We start from the raw sequence: 14,027 nt of genomic DNA, 5'->3' as shown, positions 1-14,027 counted from the left end.
CCTGCTGGCATTTTCTGGAAACACTCGAACCGGTGGCTGTCGAGCCGATCGCGTGTGCCTGACCGTCAAGGTCAGGGAGGGAACGGAGTTTCCCCAGGCGGGCACTTGTACATCGATCGAATCGAGGGGAGACCCTAATGAATTACAACTGGGACTGGGGCGTGTTCTTCAAGTCCACCGGCGTGGGCAGCGAGACCTATCTCGACTGGTTCATCTCCGGTCTGGGCTGGACCATCGCCATCGCCATCGTGGCCTGGATCATCGCCCTGCTGCTGGGCTCGATACTGGGCGTCATGCGCACCGTGCCGAACCGTATCGTGTCGGGCATCGCGACGTGCTACGTCGAGCTGTTCCGTAACGTGCCGCTGCTGGTTCAGCTGTTCATCTGGTACTTTCTGGTGCCCGACCTGCTGCCGGCGGATCTGCAGGAGTGGTACAAGCAGGACCTCAACCCGACCACTTCCGCTTACCTCAGCGTAGTCGTGTGCCTGGGCCTGTTCACCGCCGCCCGTGTCTGCGAACAAGTGCGCACCGGTATCCAGGCGCTGCCGCGTGGCCAGGAATCCGCCGCCCGCGCCATGGGCTTCAAGCTGCCACAGATCTACTGGAATGTGCTGCTGCCCCAGGCCTACCGCATCATCATTCCGCCGCTTACCTCGGAATTCCTCAACGTCTTCAAGAACTCCTCCGTGGCCTCGCTGATCGGCCTGATGGAGCTGCTCGCGCAAACCAAACAGACTGCCGAGTTCTCGGCCAACCTGTTTGAAGCGTTCACCCTGGCGACCCTGATCTACTTCACCCTGAACATGAGCCTGATGCTACTGATGCGCATGGTCGAGAAGAAAGTCTCCGTGCCCGGCCTGATTTCCGTGGGGGGTAAATAATGGAATTCGATTTCAGTGGCATCGTCCCGGCCATTCCCGGTTTGTGGAACGGCATGGTGATGACCCTCAAGCTGATGGCCATGGGTGTGGTCGGCGGGATCATTCTCGGCACGATCCTCGCGCTCTGCCGGCTGTCGCACAACAAACTGCTGTCGAACATTGCTGGCGCGTACGTTAACTATTTCCGCTCGATCCCGCTGCTGCTGGTAATTACCTGGTTCTATCTGGCAGTGCCATTCGTGCTGCGCTGGATCACCGGCGAAGACACCCCGATCGGCGCGTTCACCTCGTGCATCGTGGCGTTCATGATGTTCGAAGCGGCGTACTTCTGCGAAATCGTTCGGGCCGGCGTACAGTCGATCCCGAAAGGCCAGATGGGCGCGGCACAAGCGCTGGGCATGAGCTACGGCCAGATGATGCGCCTGATCATCCTGCCCCAGGCGTTCCGCAAAATGACCCCGCTGTTACTGCAACAGAGCATCATTCTGTTCCAGGACACTTCGCTGGTTTACACCGTGGGTCTGGTTGACTTCCTTAACGCGTCCCGCGCCAGTGGCGACATCATTGGTCGTTCCAACGAGTTCCTGATCTTCGCCGGTGTCGTCTACTTCATCATCAGCTTTGCCGCCTCGCTGCTGGTCAAGCGTCTGCAAAAAAGGTTTGCCGTATGATCTCTATCAAGAACATCAACAAGTGGTATGGCGACTTCCAGGTGCTGACTGATTGCAGCACCGAGGTCAAAAAAGGCGAAGTGATCGTGGTCTGCGGTCCGTCGGGGTCCGGCAAATCGACCCTGATCAAATGCGTCAACGCGCTCGAGCCGTTCCAGAAGGGCGACATCGTTGTCGATGGCACCTCGATTGCCGACCCGAAGACCAATCTGCCGAAACTGCGCTCGCGCGTCGGTATGGTGTTCCAGCATTTCGAACTGTTCCCGCACCTGACCATCACCGAAAACCTGACCATCGCGCAGATCAAGGTGTTGGGCCGCAGCAAGGAAGAGGCGACCAAGAAAGGTCTGCAACTGCTCGAGCGCGTCGGTTTGTCTGCACACGCCCACAAGCACCCGGGGCAACTGTCCGGTGGTCAGCAACAGCGCGTGGCGATTGCCCGTGCGCTGGCGATGGACCCGATCGTCATGCTGTTCGACGAACCGACTTCGGCGCTCGACCCGGAGATGGTCAACGAAGTGCTCGACGTGATGGTGCAACTGGCCCACGAAGGCATGACCATGATGTGCGTGACCCACGAAATGGGCTTTGCGCGCAAAGTGGCCGACCGCGTGATTTTCATGGACGCCGGCAAGATCATCGAAGACTGCCCGAAAGAGGAGTTCTTCGGCGATATCAGCGCCCGCTCCGAACGCGCGCAGCATTTCCTCGAGAAAATCCTGCAGCACTAAAAGCAACACCGCCTCCCCCTGTAGGAGCTGCCGCAGGCTGCGATCTTTTGACTTTGTTTTTAAAGATCAAAAGATCGCAGCCTGCGGCAGCTCCTACAGGGGATTGGTGAAGTTTGTTGTGGTGGTTGACCCAAGGCAACTGTGATGAAATGCGACCCCAATCTCTATCGCGCCGCGCCGCCATCACTTGCCGTGAAACCCCGTCTGATTCGTCATCTGTTCCTGCCGCCGCTGGTCATCATCCTGATGATCGGTCTGGGTTACGTCGGCTTCTGGACCAGTGAGCATTTTGGCATTCGCAGCCTCAGCGAAAACGGCCAGCGCCAGCTCGAACTGAACGCACGCGCCGTCGAAAGCGAAATCAGCAAATACACCTACCTGCCCAGCCTGCTGGAACTCGAAACGAGTGTGTCGCAGTTGCTGGCTGACCCGACTCCCGAAAACCGGCAAGCGGTCAACGATTACCTTGAAGGCCTGAACCGGCGCAGCCGCAGTCGGGCCATCTACGTGATGGACACCACTGGCCGTGTCATGGCCACCAGCAACTGGCGCGATGTCGACAGTTACCTCGGTGAAGACCTGTCTTTCCGCGCCTATTTCCAAAAAGCCGTACGCGGCGAGCCTGGCCGTTTCTACGGCATCGGCAGTACCAACGGCGAGCCCGGTTATTACCTCGCTCACGGCCTCGAAGAGCACGGCAAGATCATCGGCGTCGCTGTGGTCAAGGTGCGCCTGGAAGCCATGGAAGAACGCTGGCAACGCGCACGTCTCGAAGCCTTTGTCAGCGATGAGAACGGCATCATCATTCTTTCCAGTGATCCGGCACGTCGCCTTAAATCAGTGATTCCGCTGAGTGACGAAATCAAAGAAAAACTCGCGCGCAGCCTGCAGTACTACTGGTTCCCGCTCAACGAGCTGCAACCGCTGGCCCGGGAAACCCTGTCCGAAGGTGTGGAAAAACTCACCTTCCCCGCCAACAGCGAAGTGCGCTCCGACGATGACGACATCAGCTATCTGGCGCAGACCCGGCCACTGACCGACACGCCGTGGAATTTCACCCTGCTCACGCCGTTGCAGGACCTGCGTCGCGAAGCCATCAACCAAGGGGTTCTGGTGGCGGTCGCGTTTGCGCTGGTGGCGTTCCTGTTGATCGCCTGGAACGAGCGGCGCAAGGTCATCGCCACCCGACTTGCCGCCCGCGAAGCCTTGCAGGAAGCCAACAATCAACTGGAGCGTCGGATTACCGAACGCACCACCGACCTGCGCGCCAGCAACGAGCGTCTGAAGAGCCAGATCCGCGAACGCCGTCAGGCCGAAGAGACCCTGCGCCGTGCGCAGGATGAGCTGGTGCAGGCCGGAAAACTCGCTGCCATCGGCCAGATGTCGACCAGCATCGCCCACGAATTGAACCAGCCGCTGGCAGCGATGCGTACGCTGTCGGGCAACACCGTGCGCTTCCTCGAAAGGGGTCAACTGGATGTCGCCAGCACCAATCTGAAAACCATCAACGAGCTGATCGACCGCATGGGCCGGATCACCGCCAGCCTGCGTTCGTTCGCCCGGCGCGGTGACAACCAGGGCCAGGCCAGCCTCGGCAAAGCCGTGGAGGCAGCGCTGCAATTGCTCGGGGCACGCCTGGAGAGTTCGGCGGTCAACATTCACCGCCAGTTCATTGATGTCCAGGTGCAGATCGACCAGACCCGCCTCGAGCAGATTCTGGTCAACCTGATCGGCAACGCCCTCGACGCCATGCAGGCGCAACCCCTGCCCGAGCTGTGGTTGGAGGGCGAAGAGTTCAACGCCAAATATCGTCTGCGCGTGCGTGACAACGGCCATGGCATCGACGCCGAAGCGCGCAAGCATCTGTTCGAACCCTTCTTCACCACCAAGCCCGGCGAACAAGGCCTGGGCCTTGGTCTGACCCTTTCCGCCAGCCTCGCGGCCGCCACCGGCGGGCATCTGGGTGTCGAACACCCCGCCAGCGGTGGCACCACCTTCGTCCTCAGTTTACCGTTGGTAAGCCCTACTCCTGCCGAGCCAATATGAACCACGACCTTAGTGTGCTGATCGTCGAAGACGACCCCCATGTGTTGCTCGGCTGCCAACAGGCGCTGACGCTGGAAGACATCCCCTGTGTCGGCGTTGGCAGCGCCGAAGAAGCGCTGGAGCGTGTCGGCGACAACTTTGCCGGCATCGTCATCAGCGACATTCGCCTGCCGGGCATCGATGGCCTGGAATTGCTGACCCGCCTCAAACAACGCGATCGCAGCTTGCCGGTGGTGTTGATCACCGGCCACGGCGACATTTCCATGGCCGTTGGCGCGATGCAGAAAGGCGCCTATGACTTCATGGAAAAACCGTTCTCGCCGGAGCGTCTGGTCGACGTCGCGCGGCGTGCGCTGGAGCAACGCAGCCTCGCCCGCGAGGTCTCTTCGCTGCGCCGCCAACTGGCCGAACGCGATTCCCTCGAGGGGCGGATCATCGGCCGCTCGCCGGCGATGCAGAATCTGCGCGAACTGATCGCCAACGTCGCCGACACCTCGGCCAACGTATTGATCGAAGGAGAGACCGGTACCGGCAAGGAGCTGGTCGCGCGCTGTTTGCATGATTTCAGTCGTCGCCACAGCAAACAATTCGTCGCACTCAACTGCGGCGGCCTGCCGGAAAACCTTTTCGAAAGCGAGATTTTCGGCCACGAGGCCAATGCCTTCACCGGTGCCGGCAAGCGGCGTATCGGCAAGATCGAACACGCCGACGGCGGCACGCTGTTCCTCGACGAAGTGGAAAGCATGCCGTTGCCGTTGCAGATCAAGCTGCTGCGCGTGTTGCAGGAACGCACCCTCGAACGCCTCGGCTCGAACCAGAGCGTGGCCGTGGATTGCCGGGTCATCGCGGCGACCAAATCCGACCTCGACGAATCGAGCAAGGCCGGTGAGTTCCGCAGCGACCTGTATTACCGTCTCAACGTCGTGACCCTGGAGCTGCCGCCCCTGCGCGAGCGCCGCGAAGACATCCTGCAACTGTTCGAACACTTCACCCAGCAGTCGGCCCTGCGTTTCGACCGCGCGCTGCCGGAGCTGGACAACCAGACCCTGTCGAACCTGATGAGCCACGACTGGCCAGGCAATGTGCGCGAGCTGCGCAACGTCGCCGAGCGTTTTGCCCTCGGCCTGCCAGCGTTCAAAAAATCCGGCGCCAGCAGCGGTGGACAAGGCCTGGCGTTTGCCGAAGCGGTGGAAGCGTTCGAACGCAACCTGCTCAGCGACGCCCTGCAACGCAGCGGCGGCAACCTGACTCAGGCCAGTCTTGAGCTGGGCATGGCCAAGACCACGCTGTTCGACAAAGTAAAAAAATACGGCCTGAGCCATTAAGCGAGAACGATGTGGATCTTTTTTTCAAAGCCTTGCTGGGTGCGGCGGTGGTGCTGATCATCGCCGCGCTGTCGAAGACCAAAAACTACTACATCGCCGGGCTGGTGCCGCTGTTTCCGACGTTTGCATTGATTGCGCATTACATCGTCGGCAAGGGGCGTTCGATTGAAGATCTGAAGACCACGATCGTGTTCGGCATGTGGTCGATCATTCCGTACTTCATCTATCTGGCGACCTTGTATGTGATGGTGGACCGGCTGCGGCTGGAGGCTTCGTTGGCCGTGGCGGCGGTGGCGTGGTTGATGGCTGCTACGGTGTTGGTGACGGTCTGGGTTCGGTTGCACAGCTGACCCTCACCCCAGCCCTCTCCCAGAGGGAGAGGGGGCCGACCGCTGAATATTGAAGATCTCCGCCGACGTGAAAGTGCAGTACCGAATCCATAATCGACTCAATGCATCAGGTCGGCGGATAGCCAAATACAACGCGGTCAGTCCCCTCTCCCTCCGGGAGAGGGTTAGGGTGAGGGGCTTTTGGCTCCTACCGATATCAGCTGACCGTCCCGCCCTTGGACTCCGCCATGATCTGCCGGATCGCGCCAACAAACGTCTCCACCGGCTGTCCACCCGTCACCGCGTACTGCCCGTTGAACACCACGGTCGGCACCGAACTCACCCCGCGCTGCAGCCACAACTGCTCTTCTTCACGCACCTCATCGGCAAACTCGTCCGACGCCAGTACAGCCTCGGCTCGCTGACGATCCAGCCCGACACTTTCAGCAATCTGCACCAGTTGCCGGTGATCGGACGGATTGCCGCCATCGCTGAAATAGGCCTTGAACAGTGCCTCTTTCAAGGCCAACTGCACACCTTCAAGACCGGCCCAGTGCAACAGGCGATGCGCATCGAAGGTGTTGTAGATGCGGCTGTTGCCATCAGTGCGAAAGGCAAACCCCAGCTCGGCGCCACGGGCGCGAATGGCTTCGCGATTCTTCTGCGATTGCTCCGGGGTCGAGCCGTATTTCTCTTGAATGTGCTCGGCAATGTTCTGCCCGTCGGCGGCCATTTTCGGATTCAGTTCGAATGGCTGAAATCGGATCTCGGCCTGCACTTCGTTGCGCAGAATTTCCAGTGCCTGTAACAGGCCATACAAACCGACGACGCACCAAGGGCAGGACACGTCGCTGACAAAGTCGATTTTCAGAGCGGAATTCATCAAACACCTCGCAGGGGAAATCGTGCGGGAAAGTTTGCACGATACACCTGCTCCGGATTTTGTGGTGACCGTAACGGCCCCTTCGCGAGCAGGCTCGCTCCCACAGGGATACGCATTCCAAATGAGGTCGCGAAGGGGCCATACCAACACCGCCCACTTTTGTTTAGAGCAGATTCGCGCCCACCACCGGTTCAATCTGCGCCCAGTGCGAGGTGTCTTCACGATGCGCCTGCAAATACGGCAGCACCGCCGCCAGCAACGGCGCCTTGAACGCCTCCTGAAAACGATGCGCCAGCCCCGGAATGAGCTTCAACTGACTGCCGCGAATATGTGCCGCCAGATGAACCCCGTGCATCACCGGCAACAGCGGATCCGCCGTGCCATGCACCACCAGCGTCGGCACCCGCAATTGATTGAGCAATGCCACCCGGCTCGGCTCGGCAAGGATCGCCATGATCTGCCGCTTCACGCCCTCGGGGTTGAACGCACGGTCATACGACAGCGCAGCCTGATGCAGCAAGGCCTGCCGGTCATCCGCGACCGCCGGGCTACCCAGTGCCGCCAGCAAATCAGCCTGTTGCTCCAGTGCCACCTGACGATTCGGTGCGCCGCGACGCGACAACAACTGAACCAGCGCGGCACTCGGTGCCGGCAATCCTTCGGCGCCCGAAGTGGTCATGATCAAGGTCAGGCTCTCGACCCGCTGCGGGGCCATTGCCGCCATGTGCTGGGCAATCATCCCGCCCATGCTCGCGCCCAGCACGTGGAATTGCTCAACGTGCAGCGCGTCCATCAAGCCCAGCGCATCGTCAGCCATGTCGGTCAAACTGTAGGGCGCCGACACCGGCAGACCGAGCTTGTAGCGCAGTACTTCAAAGGTCAGGTTGGCTTCGGCCGGCGCCTGACGCCAGGTCGACAGACCGACGTCGCGGTTGTCATAGCGAATCACCCGAAAGCCCTGCTGACACAGCGCGACCACCACTTCGTCCGGCCAGTGGATCAACTGTCCGCCCAGGCCCATGACCAGCAACAACGCCGGATCCGACGCGCGACCAATGCTCTGGTAAGCCAGGCTCACCTGCTGCAGATCAACGTGCTCTGTCGGCACATTGACGTCGCAACGCGCCGCCGCCCAGGACGACGGTCCGAAAAAAATCGCGACCAAAACAGCCGCGACCGATAAAAAAGCCTTAACCATGAAAAACACCGAAACGCAGAACCCCAGTAGAGCGCGAGTCTGATGAAGTTTGTTCAAGCGCGCTGCCACACTTCCATGACAGTTTGATGAAGAGTGCCGAGCGGTCATGGACGCTGGTCGCAAAGAATATCTATGTACCGCCATCGCCTTGCGCGATTTCTCTTGAATGACCCGCTCAGGGACGGATTCCCCGCCCCGCCAATGCGAGTCACGCCACCATGCCCGATCGCCTTATTCTGGATGAGCTCCCCGCACCGTCACCGTTGCCAGAGACCGTCGAGCACCTGCCGAAAACGATTGATCACAGTCTGCTGCTGCAGGCCAACCAACGCTGGCGCACCAGCAGTGAGGGTTTGCGCGACTTGTTTGCCGCCAGCCCGGCCCTGCGCGACAGCGTCAATGAACTGCTGCGCCAACAACTGCAACTGGATGGCGAAAAAACCGGACTGCGCTTTGCTGCCACCGATGACCAGCCGGAACATATCGTCAGCCTCACCGATGCCTGTGCCTTTGTCGTTCAACAGCCGACGCTGGAAACCGACCTGGATCAGCGCTGTGACCTCACCGGTATCGGCGCAGATCATCCGTTGTATGCCTTGAAGCCCCTGCAACTCCTGGAAAAACTCAAAGCCCTCGACCCACGCAAAAGTCACGAGACTCGCTGGGCACAGTTCTGGGACGCGCGAGCGCCGCGCACGCCTGTGTCGCGCCGTACCCGAGCCACGCAGCTTTACCGTGCGCATTTCGAAGCCACTGCGCACATGGCTCTCGCTCATCAGACGATTACCGCAGCGCAACTCAAAACGCTGCAACTGATCATTGATTCAGGTGCTGACGCGCTGACGATCGATGGTCAGCCCATTCATACGGAAAAACTGGCGCTGGTGCTGAGCAACGACAGCAAGGTCAAACTCCCCGGTGCATGGGTCGTCAGCGTCGGCGATGTGTCCACAGCGGCACCATTGCTTTATCTGCCCTGCAACGCCACATCGATCCAGGCCTTCAATACACGCGCAGCAATGCAGACGTGGCTGCCCCGTCAGATACCGATCCCCACGGGACTGCCCAAGGAAATACTGCGCGTTGACTACAGCGCAGCGCTCGACCCGATGGTCACCGGGGCAAGCGATCTGTTCGCAGGTCGACACCACGCGCAACTCGATGCGTTGAGCAATACCAACAAAGACACTCCCGGGATCAAAGAGCACGGCGCGCGATCACTGATACATGTCGACCTGATCGATCATCAACGCAGCAGCGCGATCATTGTGGCGGCCCCGCCAAAACCGCTCACGCCCGGCAGTGATAGCGAGATGGAGGACGAATCGCTGTTCGGCAGCCTGTCGGCCGGCATTCCACTGGCCGTGCGACAAGCAGCGCTCAAACGCGAACGCGATGCGCTTGAACGCTTGCAGAGCAACGATGGCGACGGTGCTCGCTATCGGCAATGCAAGGAAGCCCTCAAAACGCTGGAAACCGCTGAGCAAGCCGGCGAGACCGCCGCCTCATCCCTGCTGTACCGCGACAATCCGCTCGACGTCAGCACTTTCAACACGGCGCTCACAGCCCTGCGTCAGGCGCACCGGGATGGCTTGTATGCCGAAGGCAATCTGCAAGCGGCGTTGGGCCAACTCGACAGCGCCGATCACGATCTGCTCAAAGCCGTGCTGGACAACCCTGTTGCCGCCGAACGCGACCCGGACATCACGGCAGCGAGCCTGACCTTGTCACTGACCGAAACCAAGGACGAGATTCGTACGACGCAGAGTGAACGGCTCAAAGGCGTGCTGGTGATCGGACGCCAGGCGATGCTCACGGACCGAGCATCGACGTCCAGTCTGCTGCTCTACTGGCCAGGCACCGGCGGGGGCCTGCAGCGCTTTGCTGATCGCCAGACACTGGAGCGCGAGGTGTTCAGGATTGCGGACCACGCCAGCGATCTGACCCTGCAACTGAGCCCGCTCACCACAGACCCGCTGCATCACTGCCTCAATGAGCTGATAACCGACTTCGATTCAAAAGCCACCCTTCTGCGCGGTCAGCCCGAGCAGGCGGACGCCCTGGAAATTCTGCGCCAAGGCTGTCTCGCCACTGTGCAGGTTCCGCTGCACGACGCCCGAAGCCTGGCCTTTGCTCACCTGCAAGAGCAGGAACGCACCGCCACCCTCGCCGGCCATCGGCCAGGCTGGTTGACCAGACTCAACGAGAATGAGCGTAACGGGCTGAAACACAACATCGAGGCGTATATCGCAGCGATGCGCACAAGCCACGCCCTTATGACGCTCGCGCTGGAACCGCGTGACGACTTCACCCGCCGACACCTGTACGCCCGACTGCGCAAGGATTTTTCCCTTGAAGGCCATTTTTCCATACAAGTCGAGTTGCCCGACTCGACCACCACCGAACAGGTTCCTGAGGCAGGGCCCGGTGGCATTCGCAAAACCACCGTCATTGTCCCTGGCAAGTCCCGCAGCAAAATGTCACTTGAGGACCTGGCCCAGCTGAATATCGATAACGTGCAATCAGTGCTCAATGACTCGCTGTCGCAACGTCTGGTCTTCCTGCGTCTGGAGGTCACCGCGACGCATAAAAAGGATCGCTCCCGCCTGCTCAACGGCATCAACCTGAGGTATCTGCGCAAGGTGCTGCCGGAACTGGATCTGCCCAAGGCGTATGAACAGAAGATCAATGAAGCATTCAGAGGCGCAAGCAGCGAGTCGCTCTTCGTCAAACAGCATCGCCGGGAAAGCCTGATCGAGCCATGGCGGCTGATGCTCAAAATACAAAGCGAGACTGCCCGCCTGCAAAAACATCTCAGCCGTGATGAGTCCGCCTTGCTGAACATCGCCATCGATGCCAGCACCGTAGACGCGTGGCAAGCCAACGGCAAGCGCCTGGTCCTGCTGCCGGTCGCTCTGAAAGCGGGCGGCAAGGATACCCCCGGCGAAGGGCCGGTAACCCTGTCCGGCGTCAGCCTGATCGAAGAACAGATCAGCGGCGTCACTTTGCTGTATCTGCCAGACAGCCAGGACGGGCAGTTTTTCCGCCGCTACGACAATCTTGAAGCGGCGCGCAAAGGGTTGTTCCGGTTGTGCGGGAGTGACAAGTGGATCGAGTATCTGGCGGGCAGGACGTTGCAAGGCAACGTCAGGGCTCATATCAGCCGTATCGGCCAGGCCGTGGAAAAAAACTTCGACGCCATTATTGAAGTGGGCGTGCGCTGGCCGGCAAGTACCTCGCTGGCAGCGCACCTGCTCGATGCTCACATGGGCCGGTTGATCGAAGCCCATCGCGGCACGTCGCGCTCCAACGATGAACTGTTCTTCGAGCGCTATGCCCTGAAAGGTCCGCGCGCTTTCAACTACATAAAAATGGCGCTGGGGATGGTGCCCTTCGTCGGCAGTGTGCTGGCGCTTTATCAGGCCTGGACCGCTGCCAATCAGGCCGTCGCTGCATTTCTGCGTGGCGACGTGGCTGACGGTCTGGTGGAAATCGAGTCGATGTTGCTGTCGTTGGTCGACGCTTTCATGGATTTGCTCCCGGGCGAAGCAGCCGCCTCGACTCTCTCGCGCACGACCCGCGCGTTGACTCGGGCGCGCCAACTTCACGCGGTGGTCCGCAACGTGGCGGCATTGCAGATCAAAACGCAGCGTCACGCCCGGCATGTGCTGGCGCGCTTCAAGGATTACGAATACGAAAAGCCGATTTCCCTGACAGGCACAGAACCCGCCAGCCATGGCCTCTACCGCGGGATCTACCGGCATGCCGACGGTGATTTCATTGAACGTCAGGGTCGCCTCTACCCAGTGGAGCTGAGCCGGGATTCGCGCAGCTGGCGTCTGTCCGGTAACTCGCGAAAAACTTACAAGCAGCCGATCGCACTGGATGAAAACGGGCAATGGGACACCTGGTTCGGCGTCTACGGGGAGCCCCTTGAAAGCGGCTTGGCCGGTGGCGGCAATATTGCCGGGCGTGTCGCCGATACGCTGGATGCTTACTGGCCACCGGCGATTCGGCAGCGCCTGCCGCGCTGGCTGGTGGATCGAAACTTTCGCCGTCACCATCAACTGACCGCCGCCGCTGACGAACTGGCTGATCAACTGCAGGCCCGAGGTGCAAAAAGCGACCTGGTACTGAACGCCTACCGCGCCGCCTCGGTAGCGGAACGCCCCGCCATGTGGCCGGCGGTCGAAGCCGCCTGCGTCGGCGATATCCAATTAGCCCAACAGCGTTACCAGACGTTGACCGAGCTGACTGAGGTGGCCCATCGCAGAAAGCGCAGGGAAGTCGCCGATATGCAAAGCAAGACCGCATGGTTATTGACCGATCGCTATCGGCGGCGCGCAGTTCACGCATCGCACAATGTTCACGCCATGACACTGAAGATCAAGGAGCTCAAGCAGGTACGCGATGCTCTGCCAGACGGCACACTGGCCCGGCGCCTGGAAATCATGGAAGAGATACGTGTCTTGCGTGTCGAGATCGTGAAAAAGCTCGACCATATGGAAGGGTTCAAGGAGCAGGTCAATCAATGGTATGAACGTATGCTTGCCAAAGACCGGCCGAAGATGTCCGCACTCGTCGACAACATCAACGTTCTGCACAGCGATACATCCCTGCTGTACCTGAAAACCTCTCAACGCCTTGAGATCGTCAAGAAAGCCGGCAGCCCCGATGATGCGTCGTGGCTCTATCTGCTGGAACTGGCGGAGCCACTTCGAAATAACATCGACCGTGTCCTGTACAGCCAGTACGACCTGCCGAACATTCTTGGCACGGTCGCCCAACGTAACCGGATTCTTCAGGAGTGCGTCGACGTCTGTGTCGAGTACCGTCGCGAGATGGCCGCCTGGACCGCCAGCTATCCGCAATTCTTTCATCTGGAAGTGGTCGAGCCATTGCTTGAAGGCGTTGACCGACTGGCCGATCGGGCGCGCGCCGGGATCAACAAGCCGCCCGGGCCAAGCGTTGCAGGACAACCGCAACAGCGTGTGTTCATCACGGAAGACAATCAACTGCGCCATGGCGTCGAGCAATGGGACAGTGCGACCCAGACCCGACAATATAAAAGTACCGGGCCTGGTGGCCATGAAGAGATCTGGGAACAAGGCGCCGATGGCAGATTACGCCTGACCAATCCACAAAACATCGCAACCCGTTCGCCCGCCGCGTTAAGTCTGGCCAAACTGCTCACCGAAGCACAGCAGCGTCTGGATAACGTGGCAGCTTACCGCGCCAAAGTGCAGAGCAACGCCGACCGGGACATGCTCCCTGTCAACCTGGAACACATGATGACCAGCCAGGCAGGCGAGCTCAATACCCGCGCCAATCGCATCGCCGCCAAGTCAGCAGAGCAGCCGATCATTCAGCAATTGCGCGATCAGGCCGCTGAGCTGATCGTCGAAGGTCGTGCCCTGCGCACCCAATACTCACTGACCAGTCAGAAGCCCACCGACGGTATGCTTGATGACCTCATCGGACAGAACGCCGTAGTGATCCGCAGACCCCTTGCGATCCGGCGCATCACCGACCATCAGGGGCAACCCGACTACCTGCAGGAATATGAGATCTGGAACATCACGCGCGAACCTGAGCAACTGCTCTGGTACGCACATTTCCATTACCGCTCGGCGACCCGACCTTTGCGCAAATTCGAAAGGGCTCATCTGAAACTGCCAGCGCATCGCCACCTGACTCACGCTGACGACCCGACCCTGCTCGATTCCAGAATCACCGCACAGTCGATTGTTTTGCAGCATTTCGAAGGGATTTGAATCCACACGTGCTACCGCCCGTCGCTACTGTCAGATCTGACAGTAGCGCGGAGAGGTGTTCGCGCAGCCAATGGTTCGACGACGGAACCCACGTTGAGCCGTTGAAACGATCAGGGAATGGCAGGCGACTTCGAGACTGCACGCGTAAAAAGGTGTAATCGTCGACAGCGCTCTCAACTTGAGACA

At 60.1% G+C, this 14,027-nt stretch carries 9 protein-coding genes; 7 read left to right on the top strand and 2 right to left on the bottom strand.

Translation table 11 applies throughout. The annotated features are described in order from the left end of the window. The first annotated feature begins 137 nt into the window (after window positions 1-137). The 6 genes from ACM6JQ_RS02275 to ACM6JQ_RS02250 all read left to right on the top strand — a co-directional run bounded on the left by ACM6JQ_RS02275 (window position 138) and on the right by ACM6JQ_RS02250 (window position 6,007). Window positions 138-884, top strand: a complete 747-nt coding sequence (locus ACM6JQ_RS02275; protein WP_095112347.1) for an amino acid ABC transporter permease — start codon at window positions 138-140, stop codon at window positions 882-884. Continuing rightward, the gene (locus ACM6JQ_RS02270) at window positions 884-1,555 is read left to right on the top strand and encodes an amino acid ABC transporter permease (RefSeq protein WP_007916726.1); all 672 of its coding nucleotides are present in this window, start codon (window positions 884-886) and stop codon (window positions 1,553-1,555) included. The genes ACM6JQ_RS02275 and ACM6JQ_RS02270 overlap by 1 nt, the downstream gene beginning before the upstream one ends. Next, entirely contained in the window at window positions 1,552-2,286 is a 735-nt protein-coding gene (locus ACM6JQ_RS02265; protein ID WP_007916729.1) for an amino acid ABC transporter ATP-binding protein, read from the top strand. The genes ACM6JQ_RS02270 and ACM6JQ_RS02265 overlap by 4 nt, the downstream gene beginning before the upstream one ends. 144 nt (window positions 2,287-2,430) lie before the next feature. Then, entirely contained in the window at window positions 2,431-4,332 is a 1,902-nt protein-coding gene (locus tag ACM6JQ_RS02260; protein WP_007916731.1) for a sensor histidine kinase, read from the top strand. Beyond that, window positions 4,329-5,657, top strand: a complete 1,329-nt coding sequence (locus ACM6JQ_RS02255; protein ID WP_123376507.1) for a sigma-54-dependent transcriptional regulator — start codon at window positions 4,329-4,331, stop codon at window positions 5,655-5,657. Before ACM6JQ_RS02260 ends, ACM6JQ_RS02255 begins: the two co-directional genes overlap by 4 nt. Before the next feature lie 11 nt (window positions 5,658-5,668). Further along, window positions 5,669-6,007 carry a GlpM family protein gene (locus ACM6JQ_RS02250; RefSeq protein ID WP_414893156.1) on the top strand — a complete coding sequence of 113 codons (339 nt, stop codon included), beginning with the start codon at window positions 5,669-5,671 and terminating at the stop codon, window positions 6,005-6,007. A 196-nt stretch (window positions 6,008-6,203) separates the two neighbouring features. Here the strand turns inward: ACM6JQ_RS02250 and ACM6JQ_RS02245 are convergent, their stop codons facing one another. Further along, window positions 6,204-6,869 carry a DsbA family oxidoreductase gene (locus ACM6JQ_RS02245; protein WP_414893155.1) on the bottom strand — a complete coding sequence of 222 codons (666 nt, stop codon included), beginning with the start codon at window positions 6,867-6,869 and terminating at the stop codon, window positions 6,204-6,206. A 163-nt stretch (window positions 6,870-7,032) separates the two neighbouring features. Continuing rightward, on the bottom strand, window positions 7,033-8,067 hold the full coding sequence (locus ACM6JQ_RS02240) for an alpha/beta fold hydrolase (protein ID WP_007916736.1): 1,035 nt from the start codon (window positions 8,065-8,067) through the stop codon (window positions 7,033-7,035). Between the two features lie 218 nt (window positions 8,068-8,285). Here ACM6JQ_RS02240 and ACM6JQ_RS02235 point away from each other — a divergent pair, with 218 nt between their 5' ends. Continuing rightward, complete coding sequence (locus ACM6JQ_RS02235) at window positions 8,286-13,841, top strand: dermonecrotic toxin domain-containing protein (RefSeq protein ID WP_414893154.1); 5,556 nt, start codon at window positions 8,286-8,288, stop codon at window positions 13,839-13,841. Window positions 13,842-14,027: the final 186 nt, after the last annotated feature.

It is taken from the genome of Pseudomonas sp. IT-232MI5 (assembly GCF_949767845.1).
Lineage (GTDB): Bacteria > Pseudomonadota > Gammaproteobacteria > Pseudomonadales > Pseudomonadaceae > Aquipseudomonas.
Note: the sequence above shows the minus strand (reverse complement) of the source record. Positions and strands in the feature narration are given on the sequence as shown.

Bases quoted from the DNA above. Each gene is read 5' to 3' on its own strand.
- ACM6JQ_RS02245 (WP_414893155.1), bottom strand. From the start codon at position 6,869: ATGAATTCCGCTCTGAAAATCGACTTTGTCAGCGACGTGTCCTGCCCT.
- ACM6JQ_RS02270 (WP_007916726.1), top strand. From the start codon at position 884: ATGGAATTCGATTTCAGTGGCATCGTCCCGGCCATTCCCGGTTTGTGG.
- ACM6JQ_RS02235 (WP_414893154.1), top strand. From the start codon at position 8,286: ATGCCCGATCGCCTTATTCTGGATGAGCTCCCCGCACCGTCACCGTTG.
- ACM6JQ_RS02260 (WP_007916731.1), top strand. From the start codon at position 2,431: ATGAAATGCGACCCCAATCTCTATCGCGCCGCGCCGCCATCACTTGCC.
- ACM6JQ_RS02240 (WP_007916736.1), bottom strand. From the start codon at position 8,067: ATGGTTAAGGCTTTTTTATCGGTCGCGGCTGTTTTGGTCGCGATTTTT.
- ACM6JQ_RS02255 (WP_123376507.1), top strand. From the start codon at position 4,329: ATGAACCACGACCTTAGTGTGCTGATCGTCGAAGACGACCCCCATGTG.
- ACM6JQ_RS02265 (WP_007916729.1), top strand. From the start codon at position 1,552: ATGATCTCTATCAAGAACATCAACAAGTGGTATGGCGACTTCCAGGTG.
- ACM6JQ_RS02275 (WP_095112347.1), top strand. From the start codon at position 138: ATGAATTACAACTGGGACTGGGGCGTGTTCTTCAAGTCCACCGGCGTG.